Origin of the sequence: Bradyrhizobium sp. SZCCHNPS1003, assembly GCF_032381555.1 — a bacterium.
In the GTDB taxonomy this organism is placed as follows: Bacteria; Pseudomonadota; Alphaproteobacteria; order Rhizobiales; family Xanthobacteraceae; genus Bradyrhizobium.
In genome coordinates this window covers 1-17,891 of the sequence record NZ_JAUHIU010000038.1, presented here as the reverse complement: position 1 = coordinate 17,891, position 17,891 = coordinate 1, and the positions used below count along the sequence as shown (strand labels likewise).

The following is a 17,891-nucleotide window of genomic DNA, read 5'->3' as shown; positions in this document are numbered from 1 at the left end:
GGTACCTGCCGCCTGCATTTTTTTCGCAGGCGGGCCATGGGTGAGGCCTTCACCCGGCATTCCCTGCGCCCTCTGCATTTTGCAAGGGCCACGATGATCGCAGACCTCGGGCGTCCGTGCCGCGAGAACGAGACCGTGTGTCGATCGTTGTTTGAGCCGTGTATCCGCCCCATCCACCGCCGTCGTCCCGGCGCCGATCCGGGGCCCATACGCCGCGGCGGACGTGACGTGCGAGGAACTAACGGCTGGCCTGCCTCAAACCACTGCCTGGGGTTATGGGTCCCGGCGCAAGGCCGGGACGACAGCGGTGTGTGTGGATGCGGCTTGCGTAGCCACCATCGTCATTGCGTGGAGCGAAGCGACGAAGCAATCCGGGGTCACGATCGCCACTCTGATCGTTTCGCTGCGCTCGCGATGACGAACGCACGGAGGAATTCCGGCACCTCAATAGCCCAGCGCACAGCCGTCCTTGCGCGGGTCGGAGCCGCCGGTGAGCGTGCCCTTGTCCCAGTCGATCCAGATCGCCTGACCGCCGCCGAGCGGCGACACCACCTTGGCGGTCTTGTGGCCGATCTTCTGCAGGCCCTCGACCACCTCGGCCGGCACGCCGTCCTCGAGCTGATAGACGCCCTCGTAGTGCAGACCGCGCGCCATATCGATCGCTTCCTGCACGTCGCAGCCATAGTCGAGGATGTTGGTCAGCACGTGGGTCTGGCCGACCGGCTGATACTGGCCGCCCATGACGCCGTACGACATCTGGGCGCGGCCGGCCTTGGTGGCGAGCGCCGGGATGATCGTGTGCAGCGGACGCTTGCCCGGGCCGATGCAGTTCGGATGGCCCGGCTGGATGCGGAAGCCGCCGGCGCGGTTCTGCAGCAGCACGCCGGTCTCGTTGGAGACGATGGCCGAGCCGAACGAATGCGCGATCGAATTGATGAAGGAGCAGACGTTGCGGTCGCGGTCGACGACCGTGATGTAGACTGTCTCCGGATTCATAGGCGGCGCGACGTTCGGCAGGTCGAGCAGCTTGTCGAGGCTAATCTGCGAGATGTACTCGTCGGCGAACTCCTTGGCGAGGATGCTGGCGACCTCGGTCGTCATGTGCGCGGGATCGCCGATGTGCTGCTCGCGCATCATGTAGGCGATACGGGCGGCCTCGGCCTCGAGGTGGAAGCGCTCGACGCTAAGCGGATCGATGCGCGTGAGGTCGAAGCGCGAGAGGATGTTGAGCATCACCAGCATGGTGATGCCCGGGCCGTTCGGCGGGCACTGCCAGACGTCGTAGTCCTTGTAGGTGGTGCCGATCGGCGAGGTCACCTCGGTCTGGTGGTTGGCGAAATCCTCCAAGGTGTGCAGGCCACCGATGCCACGCAGCGTCTGCACCATGTCCTCGGCGACCGCGCCGGTGTAGAAGCCCTTCGGCCCGTCCTTGGCGATGACGCGCAGGGTCTGCGCCAGCTCCGGCTGGCGGATCACGTCACCCACGGCAGCCGCCTTGCCATGCGGCAGAAAGTAGCGCGCGGTGTTGGTGCCGTTCTTGAGCTTCTCGAACTGGTTGTTCCAGTCGAACGCGACACGCGGCGCCACCACATAGCCGTCCTCCGCGGCGCGGATCGCGGGCTGCAGCAGCCGGTCGAGCCCGAGCCGGCCGTGGTCGCGCAGGATGCGGTCCCAGGCATCGATCGCGCCGGGCACGGAGACGGCATGAGCCGAGGTCAGAGGGACCGAATGGATCTTGCGCTCGAGAAACCAGTCCACGGTCGCGGCGGCGGGCGCCCGGCCCGAGCCGTTATAGGCCATGATCCGGCCTTCGCCCCTGGGCTGGACCAAGGCGAAGCAGTCGCCGCCGATGCCGGTCGATTGCGGCTCGATCACCCCGAGCAGAGCGCAGGCCGCCACCGCCGCGTCGGCTGCGGTGCCGCCGGCCCGCAGCACCTCGATCCCGGCCAGCGCGGCCTGCGGGTGCGAGGTGGCGATCATTCCGTTCTGGGCGTGGACCGTCGACCTGCCGGGGAATTGGAAGCTTCTCATCGTTGCTCGCTGCGTGATCGTTTGGTGGCTGGAATGCCAGTGCTGACCGGCTACATCGCACATTCCTTCCAGGCTCGGCAATGCCCGGGGATACCAGCTTTTCTATGGTCAGCTCTGCTGGTAAACGGCCGCATGCCCCTCGCCGTCGCCGCCTTCTATCAGTTCGTCGCCCTGCCGGATTTTCGCGACCTGCGCGCGCCGCTCCACGCCTTTTGCGCCGAGCGCGGCATCAAGGGCAGCGTCCTGCTGGCCGAGGAGGGCATCAACGGCACCGTGGCCGGGACCGAACCGGCAATTGCTGCTCTGGTAGGCGAGTTTCGCGACGGAACGCTGTTCGCCGGCCGGCTGGACAGTCTGGAGCTGAAATACTCGCGCGCCACGGCCATGCCGTTCCGGCGCCTCAAGGTGCGGCTGAAGCGGGAGATCGTCACGCTCGGCGATCCCGCCGCCAATCCGACCCGGCAGGTCGGGACCTATATCAGTCCCGCCGATTGGAACGCGCTGATCGCCGCGCCGGATACCGTCGTGCTCGACACAAGGAATGCGTTCGAGGTGGCGATGGGGACGTTCGAAGGCGCGGTCGATCCAGGCCTGCAGAGCTTCGGGCAGTTCAAGGATTTTGCGGAACGCGCACTCGATCCTGCGAGGCACAAGCGGATCGCGATGTTCTGCACCGGCGGCATCCGCTGCGAGAAGGCGAGCGCGCTGCTGCTGGCGCGCGGCTTTTCCGAGGTCTACCACCTCAAGGGCGGCATCCTGAAGTATCTCGAGGAGATCCCGGAAGCCGAGAGCCGCTGGCGCGGCGGCTGCTTCGTGTTCGACGAACGCGTCGCGCTCGGCCACGGTCTGCGGGAGCACAGCGCGGCTACGATCAAGGCAGTTCCGGAGGGCGCACGCGATGAGCAGCTCTGATCCATCCAACGCGGAGCTCGGCGAGCGAATCGACACGCTGGAGATGCGCCTCACCTTCCAGGACGACACGATCGAGACGCTGAACCAGACCATCACCGCGCAGTGGCGCGAGATCGATGCGCTGAAGCGCAAGATCGCCCTGCTGGTCGAGCGGCTCGAGGACGCGCAAAGCAATGCCGAGGGGCCGCGCAATGAGCAGCCGCCGCACTACTGATCGTGCGGCGATCTCAGGCCGGGACGGTCGCCGGCGCCTTGCCGGCGGGCAGATCGATCACCTCTCCGGCCATGATCAGGCGGTCGCGGCCGGCGTCCTTCGCGGCATAGAGCGCGCGGTCGGCCGCCTCGATCAACGAGGCCGGGCCGGCCGATCGCTCGAAGCCCGGCCGGCACACTGCGCCACCGATGCTCGCGGTGACGATGCCCGCCGGGTTGTGATCGTGGACGATGCGGGCCTCGTGCAGTGCCCGCCTGATCCGCTCGCCGAGCCTGGCGCAGCCCCCGGCATCGGTGTTCGGCAGCAGGATGGCGAACTCCTCGCCGCCGTAGCGGGCCGCCAGATCCGAGCTGCGCTGCGCCTCGTCGGCGAGAATGCCGGCCACGGTGTGCAGGCATTCGTCGCCGGCCGGGTGACCATAGGCGTCGTTGAAGGCCTTGAAGTGGTCGATGTCGATCATCAGCAGCGCCAGCGAAGTCTTGTCGCGGTAGGCCCTGCCCCACTCCTCCAGCAGCCGCTCGTCGAACCGGCGGCGGTTGGCGAGCCCGGTGAGACCGTCCTCGATCGCAAGCGTCTCGAGCCGTCCTTGCAGCGTCTTCTGCTGCGTCACGTCGCGGGTGACGGCGACGAAGCCGTCGAGCGCGCCGTCCGGCTGACGGGTGGCGCGGATCGTGGCCTCGACCCAGATCTCCGACTTGTCGCGGCGGCGCATGCGATAGGTTGCGCGTGCTTCGTCGACGGCCCCCCTCCTGAGCTGATCGAGGATCTCCTGCAACTGCGGGCGATCCAGCGGATGCACGCCGGAGAGCGCGCGCTTGCCCAGGAGCTGCGACGGGTGCCAGCCCAGCACGCGCATGGTCGAGGGCGAGACGTAGCCGATGCAGTCGTCCAGTTCGATCCGCGTCACGATGTCGCTGGAGCCTTCGGCGAGCAGCCGGAAGTTCTCCTCCTTTGCCGCCAGCGCCGCGGCAAGCTGCTGCCGCTGCAGCAACTGCTTCGCGAGGAAGATGCCGATCGCAATGACGAGCGCGACCAGACAGACCAGCACCGTGAGCCGAATCAGCGCATCACGCTTCCATTCGGCCAAGACCTCCGCCTCCGTGCGCGTCACCAGAATGAGGAACGGATAGCGCTGCGCGTGCTGATAGAACCGATGCGTTCGGATGTTTCGCCGAGCCTTCGGAACTGTAACGGCCCCGACGCCGGATGATAGGGGATCGCTTCCAGTACCGGGCGCCCGACCGTCTGCGGGTCCGGTTCCGCATTGTCGGCGAGGACGGCTCCGTCACGGCTCATCAGGCTGATCGTCCCCTGACGGCCGACGGCAAACTGACGGTAGAACCGAGCGAAATAGGCAACGTCGACGGTTGCCAGCACGACGCCGCCGAACCGGCCATCCGCGTGATTCCAGCGCCTCGACAGGGTGATGACCCATTGACCGCCGGCCCTGCTCTGCACCGGACGACCGATCAGCAGCGAGCGATCGGCCGAAATCCTGTGGTGTGCGAAGTAGTCACGATCGGCATTGTTGTAGTTGGTGAGCGTGACGTCCTCGGTGGTGGCAAGCCAGTCGCCGTTTTCGCCATAGGCGAAGATGCCCCGGATGCGGCCGAGATTGGCCTTCCTCGTCTTCAGGATCGTCTGCAGTCGGGCGATCGCACCGGGCTTGCCGTCATCGGTCTCGAGCGCGGCGACGACGCCGCGCAACAGCGAATCCGCAAGCTCGAAGGTATCCTCGACGTGCTGGGTGAGCGAGTGAGCGAGGTTGCCGAGATCGGTTTCGGCATTGCGTACCTCCGCCTGTCGGGACGTCCATTCGCCCCAGACGCTGTAAGCGAGAATCGCGACCGACACGAGCGCAAGCACGCCAGCCGCCCACATCGGCAGGCGGCTTCGATCAACTCTGGTCGCACCAACGTCCATTCCGCGGGACTCTCCGGACGCCGGGAGAGTCCCATGGACATCTTATCTAACCCTGAAATGCGGCGGGTCCGAAGGCGTCCGCAGCGCCCCGTAAGATTACGGCATCTCCCGTACGACTACGGACAAACAGCGGCGGCGCCGCGGTCAAGGCGGGCGTTCGGCCTGTTAGTTCAGCGAACGAACACCGATCGCACCTTGTCCCAAAGCGATGGCGAATGGTCTCGGTCAACGTCAGCATCGTCCTTCACACGGGTCGTCGAGGGCTGCTGCAGGCTCACCGGATCCGAGGCCGGAAACGTGTCCATCAGTCCCTTGTCGAGCTGCGTTGCAGTCTTGCGGTCGAGACGCGCGGCTTCGCGGGGATCGACGGCGTGCTTGTCGTGCGGCGCAGGATTGAATTTCTCGGCCATGACCAATCTCCCTTTAGGACGACAACGCAGGGGCGAAGGACGTGTTCCCCTCGATGTGACGCCCTGCGACTGCGGGGACGCTCGCATCTCCCGCGACGCCCGAGCGGATATGACCTTGGCCGGAACCGCTTGGGCATGTATCACGGACGGTAAACTGTTCCCGAAGGTTGCGGAGCCCGAGCGTGAGTGAGACTGCCGTGAACAAGCCTTTCATCGACGTGCTGGCCGGTCAGCGGCAGAGCGGACCGCCGATCTGGATGATGCGGCAGGCCGGCCGCTATTTGCCGGAGTACCGCGAGGTCCGCGCCAAGGCCGGCGGCTTTCTCGATCTCTGCTTCAATCCTGAGCTCGCGGCCGAAGTCACGCTGCAGCCGATCCGGCGCTTCGGCTTCGATGCGGCGATCATCTTTTCGGACATTCTGGTGATCCCGCATGCGCTCGGCCGCAGCGTCCGCTTCGAGGTCGGTGAAGGCCCGCGGCTCGACCCGCTCGATACGCCGGAGAAGATCGCGACGCTGTCGGCGAAGGCAGACCTGTCGACGCTGGAAGCGGTGTTCGAGGCGCTGCGCCGTGTGCGGGCCGAACTGGCACCGAGCACCGCCCTGATCGGCTTTTGCGGCGCCCCTTGGACGGTCGCGACCTACATGGTCGCGGGCCAAGGCACACCTGATCAGGCGCCGGCGCGGCTGCTCGCCTATCGGCATCCCGATGCGTTCGGCAGAATCATCGATGCGCTGGTCGACAGCTCGATCGCCTATCTCTTGAAGCAGCTGGAGGCCGGTGCCGACGCGCTGCAGATCTTCGACACCTGGGCCGGGGTGCTGTCACCGCGCGAGTTCGCGCGCTGGTCGGTCGCGCCGACGCGACGCATCGTCGAGGGCGTGCGCAAGGCGCGGCCCGACGCCAGGATCATCGGCTTTCCGCGCGGCGCCGGCGCGCTGTTGCCGGGCTACGTCGCCGAAACCGGAATCGATGCGGTCAGCATCGACTGGACGGCGGAGCCCGCCTTTATCCGCGAACGGGTGCAGAGCAAGGTGGCCGTTCAGGGCAATCTCGATCCGCTGGCGCTGATCACCGGTGGCGCGGCGCTCGACCAGGCGGTCGACGACGTGCTGGCGAGCTATGCCGGGGGACGTCACATCTTCAATCTCGGCCACGGCATCCTGCCGGAGACGCCGATCGCCCATGTCGAGCAGATGCTGGCGCGCGTCCGCGCCTACAGGGGATGACCGATCAACGCGGCCGGCTGCGCTCGATCAGCTCGGCCGCGCCGTTGGCAAGCAGCTCGAGCCCGACCGCACGGCCGAGCTCGCGCGGACGATCCGCCGGCGCGGAGCGTTGCGCCTCGATGAAGCGGCCGCCGTCCTCGTCGAGCACCGAGGCGGTCAGCGTCAACTGTCCGCCGTCGATGGTCGAAAAGCCTGCGATCGGCGAGTTGCAATGGCCGTTGAGCACCCAAAGCACCTCGCGCTCGGCGTCGGCGCAGGTCCGCGCCGCCGCATCGTCGATGGTCGCCAGGATGCGCCGGGTTTCCCAATCCGACGCGGGGCACTCGACGGCGACGATGCCCTGCCCGACCGCCGGCAGCATGTCGGCGACCGGAAACTCGTAGGAGGCGCGGTCGGACAAGCCGACCCGCTCCAGCCCGGAGCGCGCCATGATCAGGGCGTCGGCCGGCCCCACGGCGCCGCCGTCCGGCAGCCGCTGCAGCTCGCCATTGTCGAGCTTGCGGATGCGGGTGTCGGCCGCGCCGCGGAAATGGATCAGCTCGGCCTGCGGAAACAGCCGCCGCGCATAGGCGGCCCGGCGCACGGCATTGGTGCCGATCTTGAAGCCCCGGCCGCCATCCTTGCGAAATTCGTCGAGCGACAGCCCGCGCCGCAGCACCAGTACGTCGCCCGGCGGATCGCGCGACAGCAGCGCTGCGATGACGAGACCGGGCGTCTCCTCGTTGCCCGGCATGTCCTTCAGCGAGTGCATCGCTGCATGCAGCCGGCGGTCCAGCATGGCACGGCGGATCTCGGCCACGAACGCCCCACCCTTGCCGCCATGCGAGAGCAGCTTGCTGGTCTGGTCGGAATCGCCCGTCGTCTCGAATTTGACGATCTCGATGTCGAGCGACGGAATCGCAGCCTGCAGCCGGCGGGCGATCTCCTCCGTCTGCGCCAAGGCCATCGTGCTCTTGCGGGTGCCGATCCGGAAACGTGTCACGAACTCATTCCTGCGTCAGCGCGCGTCCTGCAAGATCATGTCGGAGGCCTTCTCCGCGATCATGATGACCGGCGCGTTGGTGTTGCCCGAAACCAGATCCGGCATGATCGAGGCATCGACCACGCGCAGGCCGTCGACGCCGCGCACGCGCAGGCGTTGATCGACCACGGCGACCGCATCGGTCCCCATCCGACAGGTCGAGGTCGGATGGTAGATCGTGCTGCCGGTCTGCCGGCAATAGGCCAGGATGTCGTCATCGCTCACGATCTTGGACCCGGGATAGGCTTCATCCGAGACATACGGCTTCAGCGCCGGTGCCGCCAGGATTTTCCGCAGGATCCGGAGACCCTCGATGTTGGCCCGCCGGTCGGTTTCACTGGCGAGATAATTGATGCGGATTTCCGGCGGCACCGTCGGATCCGCGCTCCTGATCCGCAGCGAACCTCGGCTTTCGGGCCTGAGCTGGCAGACCGAGGCGGTGAAGCCGGAGAAGGTGTGCAGCTTCTCGCCCATCTTGTCGGTCGAGAACGGGATGAAGTGGATCTGGATGTCCGGGCTCGCAAGCCGCGGATCGGTCTTGAAGAACGCGCCGGCTGTACCCGCCGCGATCGTCAGCGGACCGTTGCGGAAGGCCGCATAGCGTGCGCCGGCCAGCACCTTGCGCACGGGGTTGTTGACGATGTCGTTGAGCGTGATGCGCTGGCTGCAGCGCATCACGATGCGGACCTGCAGATGGTCCTGCAGGTCACTCCCGACACCGGGCGCATCAAGAACCACGTCGAGGCCGTGCTGCTTCAGCAGCTCGCCCGGACCGACCCCGGACAACTGCAGCAGTTGCGGCGAGTTGTAGGCGCCGCTCGACACCAGGATTTCCTTGCGAGCGCGCGCCGTCCGCGTTCGGCCACGCTGGCTGAACGTCACGCCGCACGCCCGGCGTCCCTCGAACAGGATGCGCTGGGCCAGCGCGTCGGTCTCGACGTGGAGGTTGCTGCGGCCGAGCGCCGGCCGCAGGTAGGAGACTGCGCTGCTGGCGCGCCGGCCATGGCGTGTGGTGGTCTGGAAGAAGCCCGCGCCCTCCTGGCTCTGGCCGTTGAAGTCGCCATTGAAGGGCAAACCGGCCTCGACCGCCGCCTTCACGAACGCCTCGGACAACGGGTCCTCGTGTCGCCAGTCGGACACCGGCAGCGGGCCATCGACGCCATGATAGTCGTCGCCGCCGCGGGACTGATTTTCCGCCCGCTTGAAATAGGGCAGCACGTCGTCATAGCCCCAGCCGACATTGCCGCGCTGGCGCCAGCGGTCGTAATCCTCGTGCTGGCCGCGCACATAGAGCAGGCCGTTGATCGAGCTGGAGCCGCCGAGCACCTTGCCGCGCGGCTGGAACACGGAGCGGCCGTCGAGCCCGGGCTCCGGCTCGGTCTGGTACATCCAGTTGACGGATTTTTCCTTGAACAGCTTGCCGTAGCCGAGCGGAATGTGGATCCAGATGTTGCTGTCCTTCGGGCCGGCCTCGAGCAGCAGCACCGTGTGCTTGCCGTCGCTGCTGAGCCTGTTGGCGAGAACGCAGCCGGCCGATCCGGCACCGACCACGACGTAGTCGAACTCCATGTCCGCCTCACGCAACGCCACGCTGCCTTCCATCGCTTCCCCACCGGCCTTGTTGTTCTTTCATCCTCGATGATACCAAAACGCAAGGACATGCAAGCGGCAAATCAGCAGGTCTGGTCGGCCATCCCAGTCATTGCTGCCTAAGCAGGCGCGCGGCGTGCCGCGCGATCATCATTTCCTCATTGGTATTGACCACGCGCACGCGCACCCGCGACCGGTCCGAAGAGATCAAGGAATGGCTCGCACGATTGCGGCCGTCGTCCAACGCGATCCCGAGCCATTCGAAGCCTTCGCAGACGCGCTGGCGAATGCGCCATGCGTGCTCGCCGATGCCGCCGCAGAACACCACCGCGTCGATGCCCGAGAGGATCGCGGCCATGGCGCCGAGCTCGCGCCTGATGCGGTCGACAAAGTAGTCGATCGCCTGCCGAGCTTCCGGCGTGCCGGCTGCCTCCAATTCGCGCATGTCCTGCGACAGTCCCGACAATCCCTTGAGGCCCGAATGATTGTAGAGGAGATCGGTGACCGCCTCGGCGGTCATCCGCTTCTCCTGAAGCAGATAGAGGACGACGCCAGGGTCCAGCTGACCGCAGCGCGTGCCCATCGGCAGACCGTCGAGCGCCGTGAATCCCATCGACGAACCGATGCTCTGCCCATCCCGGATCGCACACATCGAGGCGCCGTTGCCGAGATGCATCACGACCACCCGGCCCTTCTCGTCGAGCGGAGCGATCTCCTTCAGTCGCGAAACGACGTATTCATAGGACAGGCCGTGAAAACCGTAGCGGCGGACGCCTTGATCATAGAGCTCACGCGGCAAGGCGTAGGTGTCATTGACCCAGGGGTGCGAGCGATGGAACGCGGTGTCGAAACATGCGACCTGCACGGCATCGGGAAAGGCGCGATGCGCGGCGCGGACGCCGGAGAGATTGTGAGGCTGGTGCAATGGTGCCAGCGGAATGAGCTTTTGCAGATCATTCAGAACATCGTCATTGACGACGATCGGCTGCGTGAAAGCGAGCCCGCCATGGACGACGCGATGACCGACGGCGTCGACTTCGGTGCGGCCGATGGCGCGTTGCAGTACCTCGAGCACGACGCCGAGAGCCGCCTCGTGATCGGTGGCGCTCGCGGCATCGAGCCGTTCGTCAGCCAGCGCACCGTCCCTCAGCTTTGCTTCGAGATGCGGCGCCGCACCGCCGAGCCCTTCGATCTGGCCATGCACGGCCTCGACAAGGGCGGCATCTTCCTCGAACAAGGCGAACTTGATCGAGGATGAGCCGGAGTTGAGGGTCAGGATGTGTTGCATCGATGATGCCGCCTCGTGGAGAATGATGAACTGATAAACCGCAGAAAATACGAACTATTTCCGTGACGATCCGAAGACGAATAAAACGCTAGGTTGCATTCTGCCCTGAGCTTACTGCCTGCTATCATATCAAAGGTTGAGTCGGACCCGCGGGAGAGCATTGCGTGAATATGCCTCGACATCTCCTGCCGACCACCGTGGTCGGAAGCTACCCGCAGCCGGATTGGCTGGTCGATCGCGCAATGCTGTCAAAGTCCGTTCCCCGCATTCGCATGCAGGGCATGTGGCGCATCCCCCGGCCGCTGCTCGACGACGCCCAGGACGATGCGACCATTGTCGCGATCCACGACATGGAACAGGCCGGGATCGACATCGTGTCGGATGGCGAGATCCGGCGCGAAAGCTACTCCAACCGGTTCGCGACTGCGCTCGACGGCGTCGATGCCGACAATCCCGCCATCATCATCTCGCCGTCCGGGATCAAGACGCCGGTGCCGCGCGTCGTCGGCCCGATCCGGCGGACACAGCCGGTCGAGCTGCGTGACATGGAGTTCCTCCGCCGTAACACCAAGCATGCCGCCAAGATCACCCTGCCCGGCCGTTCACATTGAGCCAGCAAGCCCAGGACGACTTCTACCGTGACGACGAGGCGCTCGCGATGGCCTTCGCCGACGTCGTCAATGCCGAGGCCCGCGACCTGCAACGCGCCGGCGCCGACGTCATCCAGCTCGACGAGCCCTGGGTCCGCAACAATCCGCAGGCGGCGCGGCGCTATGCCGTCAAGGCGATCAACCGGGCGCTCGATCATATTACGGTGCCCACCATCGTTCACGTCTGCTTCGGTTATGCCGCCATCGTGCCGGGCTCCAGCAAGCCGAGCGGATATGCGTTCCTGGCCGAGCTTGCCGATTGCCACGCCGCGCAGATCGCGATCGAGGCGGCGCAGCCGCGACTCGACCTCGGCATTCTCAAAGATCTCTCGACCAAGACCATCGTGCTCGGCGTCCTCGATCTCGGCGATCCCGAGGTCGAGCCCGTCGCGGTCGTCGCCGAGCGCATCCGCAACGGCCTCAAAGTGGTGGCGCCGGAGCGGCTGGTGGTGGCGCCGGACTGTGGCATGAAATATCTGCCGCGTGCGACCGCCTTCGGGAAATTGAAGGCGATGTGTGGGGCGGCGGCGCGGGTGCGCGAAGAGCTCGCCTGAAAGCCCAATGTGGCAGATGCGGCGCATGTCGGGCGCGACGCTCCACGATGGCGCCACCCTGCAAACCCATTTCCGGAATAAGGCAGCCGGCGAGCGCGAGGGGTCGGCTGGCCCGATCTCGTCGCAAGGGAGGCTCCGATGGCCGTCTGCATCACGTCGAGACATGTCGCCGGTGCGATCGGCATGCTTGCCGGCGCAGCGTTGAGCGGGACCGCGATGGCCGATCCGCTCGACGACATCATGGGCGGCCTGATGCGCGACGCGCGCAGCTCGTTTGCGCGGATGGTGCCGATCGGGCTCGTACCGACCATGCCATCGCTCCAGCCCCCTCCCATCCAGCAGCCAATGGCACTCCCACCATCCTCTCCGCCCGCGCTCCCGCCACAGGCTCAAACCGTCAAGCCGCAGGCCGCGGCGAAACCACTGCGCCCCCGGCCGCCGCTCAGTCCCGCTGCGGCGACGCTGGCGGCTGCCCATGCTGCCGAGGCGGTCGCCGACGCCAATCTCGATGCGGCGCTGGCGGCCAACGAGAAGGCCATTTCCGACCGCTACGCGGCGGAGGCGCTGGCGAAGGCCAATCCCACCGCTACCAACATCGCGGCGGCCAAGGCCGCGGCCGAGGCCGCCTACATCGCGGAGGCCAACCTCACCGACGCGCTGCTCGCCGACAAGGACGCCGACGCGCGCCTCAAGGCGGCGCGGGCCGCTCTTGCCGCGGAGCAGAGCGGCCGGAGACCGGCCGCCAAGCCGCAGGAAGCGATGCCGGTCAGCCTCGCCGACAAGTAGCCGGCATCGCGCTCACAGCGCGTCGGCTCGTTCCATCGTATCGATCGTGACCACGCCATGGGCGCGCGACACGCAGGCGCAGAGCTTGCGGTTGTCGTGCTTCTGCTCGGCGCTGAAGAACACGTCGCGATGATCGATCTCGCCCTCGACCTCGACCACGTCGACCGCGCAGACGCCGCACTCGCCGCGCCGGCAATCCGCCATGACCTCATGGCCGGCGACATTCAGCACGTCGAGCATCGAGCGGTCGCGCGGCACCACGATTTCCTCGCCGCTGCCACGCAGCCGGACCTTGAACGGCTCGGTCGACAGCCGGCCGCTCGATCCGAACGTCTCATAGCTGAGATCGGCCGGCGCGCGGCCGCACGCCGCCCACGCGCTGCGCGCGGCATCCAGCATCCGCATCGGTCCGCAGAACAGCACGGCTGCTCCGGACGGCAGACCCGAAAACAGACCGGGCAGGTCCAGCCGCTGCGACTGGTCTGCGGCATACACCGCGAGCCGGTCGCCGAGCAGCGCCGAGAGCTCATCGACATAGGCCGCCTCGCCCTGCGATCGCACTGCGTAGTGCAACGAGACGTTCGGCGTCTTGCGGAGCAGCGCGTGCGCGGCCCCAACCAGCGGCGTGATGCCGATGCCGCCGGCCACCAGACAATAATGCGGCCGCTGCCAGTCGACCTGCAGCAGCGAGGTCGGGCTCGCCACATCCAGCCGCGCACCGGGCTGCAGCGACCACAGATAGCGCGACCCGCCGCGGGAATCCTCGGCGAAGCGCACGGCGATCCGGTAGCCACGCAGATCCGCCTCGCCGACCAGCGAATAGGAGCGGACATCGGGCTGGCCGGCGGCGAGAACGCCGACCTTGATGTGGCTGCCAACCGCATAGGGCGCGCAGACATAGCCGTCGGGCCGCAGAATGAATTCGCGGATGCCCGGCGCGAGGTCGCGTGTCGAGACCAGGGTCGCAGGCGACCAATTGTCCTGGAAACGCATGATCGCCTCCTCAGCCGTTGGTCTGCGTCTTGATCAGCACCGCCGCCGGCACCAGGTCCATCGGACCACGCGCCTTCACGGCCAGCCGCAGGTTGCGGGCGGCAAGCCGGGCATGCTCGCGCATGATCCCCTCGGCGCGCGCGCCCTCGCGGTTCTCGATCGCGTCGATGACGATGCGGTGATGCTCCTGCGCGACCACCAGGATGTGACGCGCCTCGGGGAGCGCCGATTGCGCCATCACGAAGCCGCTCGGCGAGGCGAACGGCAGCGCGCTGGCGCGGTCGACCTGACGGATCACGGGCGGACTGCGCGACAATTCGGCCAGCAAGGCATGAAAGCGCGCATTCAGCGCCACATAGGCCGAGAACCCATCGAACGAGAGCTCGGCGGGCGCGATGAGCTCGTCGATCTGGGCGAGGCATTCGCGCATCGGCTCGGTGTCGCGCACGGACACGCCGCGCTCGGCGGCGAGCCGCGCCGCCAGTCCTTCCATCGTGCCGCGCACCTCGATGGAGTCGAGCACGTCACGCTCGGAGAACGACTTCACCATGAAGCCGCCGGACGGAATGGCCTCGAGCAGCCCCTCCTCCTCCAGCCGCACCAGCGCCATCCGCACCGGCGTGCGCGAGACGCCGGCGGCCTCGACCGCCTGCAGCTCGGAGATGCGCTCGCCAGGGCGCAAGCCGCCGGTGAGAATCAGGTCGCGCAAAGTGAGCTGCGCACGGACGGTCTGCGAGATCGAGCGCTCGCTGTCACGCTCAGCCATTCCATTTACTCCGCGGCTTCGCGCAGCGGCGTTTCGCGCGCGATCATCCGATCGATGATCCGTCGTGCCCACATTGCGCCTGCATCGATGTTGAGGTTGTAGAAAACGCGTCCTGGATTCTCGTCCATCGCACGCTGCTGCGCTTCCAGGATCAGCTCGTCCTCGCGGAAGATGCCCGACACGCCCTCGCGAATCTCCGTCGTCAGCCGCTGCTCGGAAAGCTGGTAGTTGCGGGCGAACGCCCAGAAATAATGGCAGGTCTTGTCGGTCTCCGGCGTGATGGTGTTGAGCACCATGCCGTTGACGCCCTGCGAGCGGTCGCCCTCCGGCGCGCCCGTCCCGGTCGGGGCGACGCCGACGTCGATCGTCACCGTGCACGGCGCCTCGAAGCGGATGATCTGCCAGCGGTCGACGAGACCGGGCTTGCCGAGCTGCTTGGCCCAGAACGGCGGCGGCTCGATGCCGCGCATCCAGCGCGTCACGGTCGCGGTGCGCTCGCCATGGGTGACGTCGAACGGCGCTTCCGCCACCGCGTCGTTGCCGATCGACGAGCCGTGCACGAAGGTCTCGTGCGTGAGATCCATCAGATTGTCGACCACCAGCCGGTAGTCGCATTTGACGTGGATGGTCTTGCCATCGCCGGCCCAGGCCGGATCGTGATTCCAGTGCATGTCGGGGATGGTCGCGGGATCGGCCAGCGCCGGATCGCCCATCCACAGCCAGATGAATCGATGCCGCTCGACCGCCGGATAGGCCCGCACGCAGGCAGAGGGGTTGATGGTCTCCTGCGAGGGCATGAACGTGCAGCGGCCCTGCGGGCTGAACTTCAAGCCGTGATAGCCGCAAACGACAGTGTCGCCTTCCAGCCGCCCCTTGGACAGCGGCACCAGCCGGTGCCAGCAGGCATCTTCGAGCGCGGCAATGGTGCCGTCGGCCTTACGGTACATCACGACGTGCTTGCCGCAGATCGTCCGCGGCAGCAGGGCCTGCTTGACCTCGGCGTCCCAGGCAGCGGCGTACCAGGCATTCATCGGAAAAGAAGCGGCCATGGCGTGTCCTCGTGTCGGTATACGTCCAACTGGCCGCTGTATACAGCGAACGGAGAAGGAGGCGCAAGTTCCGCTTGTTCAGCTCAAAATTTGCCGCCTCTGTATACAACGCGCCTCCTCAGCCGCGCGACGGTTCCGCCAGAAGGAACGAAGCTGACAGACAATCCTTTCTGATTCAGTGCCTTGCGTCGATTCCTTGCCGGTTCTCCGACCAGACGTCCCCCGTTCGGCTTCGGTCTTCGCCGCCCAGCGAGCGCTCGATCCCGGGGCGTCTTTGCCGGGTAACGGAACCAGAGGTACGGCGGATCAGCCGCTCCCACGGCGAGAGCAGATCCCGCGGGCAGCGCGGCACCGGCGAGACAGGGGTCGACGATCACAATTGCTCGCCTCGAAGCCACGCGGCGCCGCGTGCATAGAGCGCTTCGACCTCCGGCCCCTTCAGCCCGGGCATGTCGCGCTTCACCGTGTAGCCGATGCGCGTCTGCAGATAGGCGAGATGCCGGTACCCCACGGGAAACTGCTGGAGCAGCGCACCATCCAGCGCCGGCACCGCGCCGGGCGTCACCGGGTCCATGCGATCCTTCTCGTAGATCGGTTGGCGCAGCACGATGCCCCATTTGCCGGCGCGCTTCTCGAGGAAGTCGTAGAAGCGCCCCGTGCACAGCACGTCGCAAACAACGCCTTCGACCTCGGCACGCTGCGAGATCGTCATCTTGGTCTGCGAAATCGCGCGGTGGCCCGCGAGATCGACCGAGATGCCGCCGAGAAAGTGCAGGATGTTGACGCCCTTGGCCCAGGCGGTCTTGCTGATCTCGATGAACTCGTCGCCGGTCCCCTGCGTCCAGGTCGCCATCATCCGTCCGTCCGAATGCCAGACGGTGCGGAAGCGCTCCCAGTCGCCGGCGTCGCGCCAGATCGCCCAGTTCTGCAACAGCTCGCGGATCTGACGGTCGTCCTCGATCTCGGCGGCGGTCTTGGTCATGTCGGCATTCCTCTTTCGTTGTCAGTTGCTGGGTACATGGATCCGGCGGCCGCGGCAAAAGCCGTCGGGACACGCGCCTCAGCCTCGCTGTCGTCCTGGGCCTGCGCGCGTTTCACGCTTGTCCGGAATGACGATGGGAAATTGGTCGGCGCCTTCGCCAACCAGAAGCAAGACAAGCGCTTGCTGCCCGCGGCGCGTAACGGAAGCTTACGAGCAGCCGGGGTCGACGCCCCCCTGCCTGTCTGTGCTTTCTCAGCAACAACTGGACGAAATATCGGAAGCCGGCAAAACACCGACTCGAGGTAGCATGTGATATAAAATACAATTCAAAATATCGCCCCTTTCTCAACATGGGATTTTCACGATGTGCCGCTGGACATCTTTTTTCGGACTCTCCGTGGTCGGGCTGATGTCCATAGCTGCGCCGGTTCTCGCAGCTGACCTCAGTCCGAAGATCTATACGAAGGCACCACCGGTCGCCGTGCCCACCTATAATTGGAGCGGCTGCTACGCCGGTATCGAGGGTGGCGGCGCTTGGGGTCATACACGCTCGGTCGGTCTAGGCACCAACAATGGCCTTCCGGCAGCGATCCCCACTGGCACGCCGAAGAGTGCGACGGATTTCAGCGGCGGCCTGGTCGGTGGCACCCTCGGGTGCAACTACCAAGTCAACCAGTGGGTGTTCGGCATCGAGGGCGACGGATCCTGGTCCACCATTTCCGGAACATCGGCACTCCTGCCGCCGTTTAGTGCCACCTTTCGCGAATCGCTGGGCCAGAACTGGCTGGCGACAATCCGCGGCCGGGTCGGCTATGCCGTGACAAGCAACGTGCTTCTGTACGGCACGGCCGGCGGCGCCTTCGCCGACCTGCGTGTCAATGAATACAGCACGGTCGCCTCGGCGAACGCCGCCACAGAAACCCACACCTTCAGCGGGTGGACCGCAGGCGCCGGCGTCGAATGGGGGTTCGCGCCGTCCTGGTCGGCCAAGGTCGAATATCTCTATGCCGACCTCGGCAAGCACAATTATTTCCAGTTCACGTCGAGTGGATGCTGCACCTATCAGAGCACGCACCTGATCGACAATATCGTGCGAGTCGGCGTCAACTACCATTTCAACTGGCCCAGTGCCCTCGTTGCCAGGTACTGAGCAGTTGGGCAGTAGCGAACAATCACGATCAGAATCCCAGGCAACGGCGGACGTGGCTGGGCGAGATCGGTCGGCTGTGGTGCCTCATGCTTCTTCCTGGGGTCATGGATCCCGGATCTGCGCGCGCGTGCCGCGCGCTGGTCCGGGACGACAGTGAGAATGTAGCTACGTTTTGGCCACCGAGACACGGCAATCGAGACACGATCTCACGGTCCCGCGGCATGTGATGCCTGGGTGATGCATTCGTCATGTCCCTCCTGAACAACGAGAGGGCGCGAGGAAGGCCGGACCTCGGCTGAGGCCCGTGGCCCGCCTGCTCAAAAGAATGCAGGCGGCAGGTACC

14 protein-coding genes and 2 pseudogenes are annotated in these 17,891 nt (G+C 66.2%); 6 read left to right on the top strand and 10 right to left on the bottom strand.

Annotated features, from left to right (window positions below; genetic code table 11):
* Window positions 1-444 precede the first annotated feature (444 nt).
* Window positions 445-2,031, bottom strand: coding sequence for a gamma-glutamyltransferase (gene ggt, locus QX126_RS33260; RefSeq protein ID WP_315776099.1), 1,587 nt, complete (start codon window positions 2,029-2,031; stop codon window positions 445-447).
* A 132-nt stretch (window positions 2,032-2,163) separates the two neighbouring features.
* Between ggt and QX126_RS33255 the strand changes: the two genes are divergently transcribed.
* Together QX126_RS33255 and QX126_RS33250 are read left to right on the top strand one after the other, a co-directional pair.
* A complete protein-coding gene (locus QX126_RS33255) occupies window positions 2,164-2,943 on the top strand; it encodes a rhodanese-related sulfurtransferase (RefSeq protein WP_315776098.1) in 780 nt (259 codons plus the stop codon).
* A complete protein-coding gene (locus QX126_RS33250) occupies window positions 2,930-3,157 on the top strand; it encodes a SlyX family protein (protein WP_315738419.1) in 228 nt (75 codons plus the stop codon). The genes QX126_RS33255 and QX126_RS33250 overlap by 14 nt, the downstream gene beginning before the upstream one ends.
* A 13-nt stretch (window positions 3,158-3,170) precedes the next feature.
* On the opposite strand, the pseudogene QX126_RS33245 reads toward QX126_RS33250, so the two are convergent.
* Window positions 3,171-5,080: pseudogene (locus QX126_RS33245) on the bottom strand (diguanylate cyclase).
* Between the two features lie 170 nt (window positions 5,081-5,250).
* Window positions 5,251-5,490 (bottom strand): hypothetical protein, encoded by a 240-nt coding sequence (locus QX126_RS33240; RefSeq protein ID WP_315738420.1) that lies wholly within the window; start codon window positions 5,488-5,490, stop codon window positions 5,251-5,253.
* A 182-nt stretch (window positions 5,491-5,672) separates the two neighbouring features.
* Here QX126_RS33240 and hemE point away from each other — a divergent pair, with 182 nt between their 5' ends.
* Window positions 5,673-6,719 carry a uroporphyrinogen decarboxylase gene (gene hemE / locus QX126_RS33235; protein ID WP_409997668.1) on the top strand — a complete coding sequence of 349 codons (1,047 nt, stop codon included), beginning with the start codon at window positions 5,673-5,675 and terminating at the stop codon, window positions 6,717-6,719.
* Between the two features lie 4 nt (window positions 6,720-6,723).
* On the opposite strand, the gene hemC is transcribed toward hemE, so the two are convergent.
* The 3 genes from hemC to QX126_RS33220 form a co-directional block, all read right to left on the bottom strand.
* Window positions 6,724-7,701 carry a hydroxymethylbilane synthase gene (hemC, locus tag QX126_RS33230; RefSeq protein WP_315786827.1) on the bottom strand — a complete coding sequence of 326 codons (978 nt, stop codon included), beginning with the start codon at window positions 7,699-7,701 and terminating at the stop codon, window positions 6,724-6,726.
* A 15-nt stretch (window positions 7,702-7,716) separates the two neighbouring features.
* Window positions 7,717-9,342, bottom strand: a complete 1,626-nt coding sequence (locus QX126_RS33225) for a choline dehydrogenase (RefSeq protein ID WP_315786824.1) — start codon at window positions 9,340-9,342, stop codon at window positions 7,717-7,719.
* A gap of 97 nt (window positions 9,343-9,439) precedes the next feature.
* Entirely contained in the window at window positions 9,440-10,618 is a 1,179-nt protein-coding gene (locus tag QX126_RS33220) for an acetate/propionate family kinase (RefSeq protein ID WP_315786821.1), read from the bottom strand.
* A 170-nt stretch (window positions 10,619-10,788) separates the two neighbouring features.
* On the opposite strand from QX126_RS33220, the pseudogene QX126_RS33215 reads away from it, so the two are divergent.
* A pseudogene (locus QX126_RS33215) lies at window positions 10,789-11,822 on the top strand (5-methyltetrahydropteroyltriglutamate--homocysteine methyltransferase).
* Between the two features lie 138 nt (window positions 11,823-11,960).
* Window positions 11,961-12,608, top strand: coding sequence for a hypothetical protein (locus tag QX126_RS33210; RefSeq protein WP_315786818.1), 648 nt, complete (start codon window positions 11,961-11,963; stop codon window positions 12,606-12,608).
* A gap of 12 nt (window positions 12,609-12,620) precedes the next feature.
* Here QX126_RS33210 and QX126_RS33205 read toward each other — a convergent pair whose 3' ends face one another.
* The 4 genes from QX126_RS33205 to QX126_RS33190 form a co-directional block, all read right to left on the bottom strand.
* Window positions 12,621-13,601: a PDR/VanB family oxidoreductase gene (locus tag QX126_RS33205; protein WP_315786815.1), complete on the bottom strand. Its 981-nt coding sequence runs from the start codon at window positions 13,599-13,601 to the stop codon at window positions 12,621-12,623.
* Between the two features lie 10 nt (window positions 13,602-13,611).
* Entirely contained in the window at window positions 13,612-14,367 is a 756-nt protein-coding gene (locus QX126_RS33200; RefSeq protein ID WP_315738426.1) for a GntR family transcriptional regulator, read from the bottom strand.
* 5 nt (window positions 14,368-14,372) lie between these two features.
* A complete protein-coding gene (locus tag QX126_RS33195) occupies window positions 14,373-15,416 on the bottom strand; it encodes an aromatic ring-hydroxylating dioxygenase subunit alpha (RefSeq protein ID WP_315738427.1) in 1,044 nt (347 codons plus the stop codon).
* 373 nt (window positions 15,417-15,789) lie between these two features.
* Entirely contained in the window at window positions 15,790-16,398 is a 609-nt protein-coding gene (locus QX126_RS33190) for a nuclear transport factor 2 family protein (RefSeq protein ID WP_315786812.1), read from the bottom strand.
* A gap of 364 nt (window positions 16,399-16,762) precedes the next feature.
* Between QX126_RS33190 and QX126_RS33185 the strand changes: the two genes are divergently transcribed.
* Window positions 16,763-17,548: a porin family protein gene (locus QX126_RS33185; protein WP_315786810.1), complete on the top strand. Its 786-nt coding sequence runs from the start codon at window positions 16,763-16,765 to the stop codon at window positions 17,546-17,548.
* Window positions 17,549-17,891: the final 343 nt, after the last annotated feature.

What these genes read in the sequence shown, in the direction of transcription:
- ggt (WP_315776099.1), bottom strand. Translation starts at nt 2,031, where the DNA reads ATGAGAAGCTTCCAATTCCCCGGCAGGTCGACGGTCCACGCCCAGAAC.
- QX126_RS33255 (WP_315776098.1), top strand. Translation starts at nt 2,164, where the DNA reads ATGCCCCTCGCCGTCGCCGCCTTCTATCAGTTCGTCGCCCTGCCGGAT.
- QX126_RS33250 (WP_315738419.1), top strand. Translation starts at nt 2,930, where the DNA reads ATGAGCAGCTCTGATCCATCCAACGCGGAGCTCGGCGAGCGAATCGAC.
- QX126_RS33240 (WP_315738420.1), bottom strand. Translation starts at nt 5,490, where the DNA reads ATGGCCGAGAAATTCAATCCTGCGCCGCACGACAAGCACGCCGTCGAT.
- QX126_RS33225 (WP_315786824.1), bottom strand. Translation starts at nt 9,342, where the DNA reads ATGGAAGGCAGCGTGGCGTTGCGTGAGGCGGACATGGAGTTCGACTAC.
- QX126_RS33220 (WP_315786821.1), bottom strand. Translation starts at nt 10,618, where the DNA reads ATGCAACACATCCTGACCCTCAACTCCGGCTCATCCTCGATCAAGTTC.
- QX126_RS33210 (WP_315786818.1), top strand. Translation starts at nt 11,961, where the DNA reads ATGGCCGTCTGCATCACGTCGAGACATGTCGCCGGTGCGATCGGCATG.
- QX126_RS33205 (WP_315786815.1), bottom strand. Translation starts at nt 13,601, where the DNA reads ATGCGTTTCCAGGACAATTGGTCGCCTGCGACCCTGGTCTCGACACGC.
- QX126_RS33200 (WP_315738426.1), bottom strand. Translation starts at nt 14,367, where the DNA reads ATGGCTGAGCGTGACAGCGAGCGCTCGATCTCGCAGACCGTCCGTGCG.
- QX126_RS33195 (WP_315738427.1), bottom strand. Translation starts at nt 15,416, where the DNA reads ATGGCCGCTTCTTTTCCGATGAATGCCTGGTACGCCGCTGCCTGGGAC.
- QX126_RS33190 (WP_315786812.1), bottom strand. Translation starts at nt 16,398, where the DNA reads ATGACCAAGACCGCCGCCGAGATCGAGGACGACCGTCAGATCCGCGAG.
- QX126_RS33185 (WP_315786810.1), top strand. Translation starts at nt 16,763, where the DNA reads ATGTGCCGCTGGACATCTTTTTTCGGACTCTCCGTGGTCGGGCTGATG.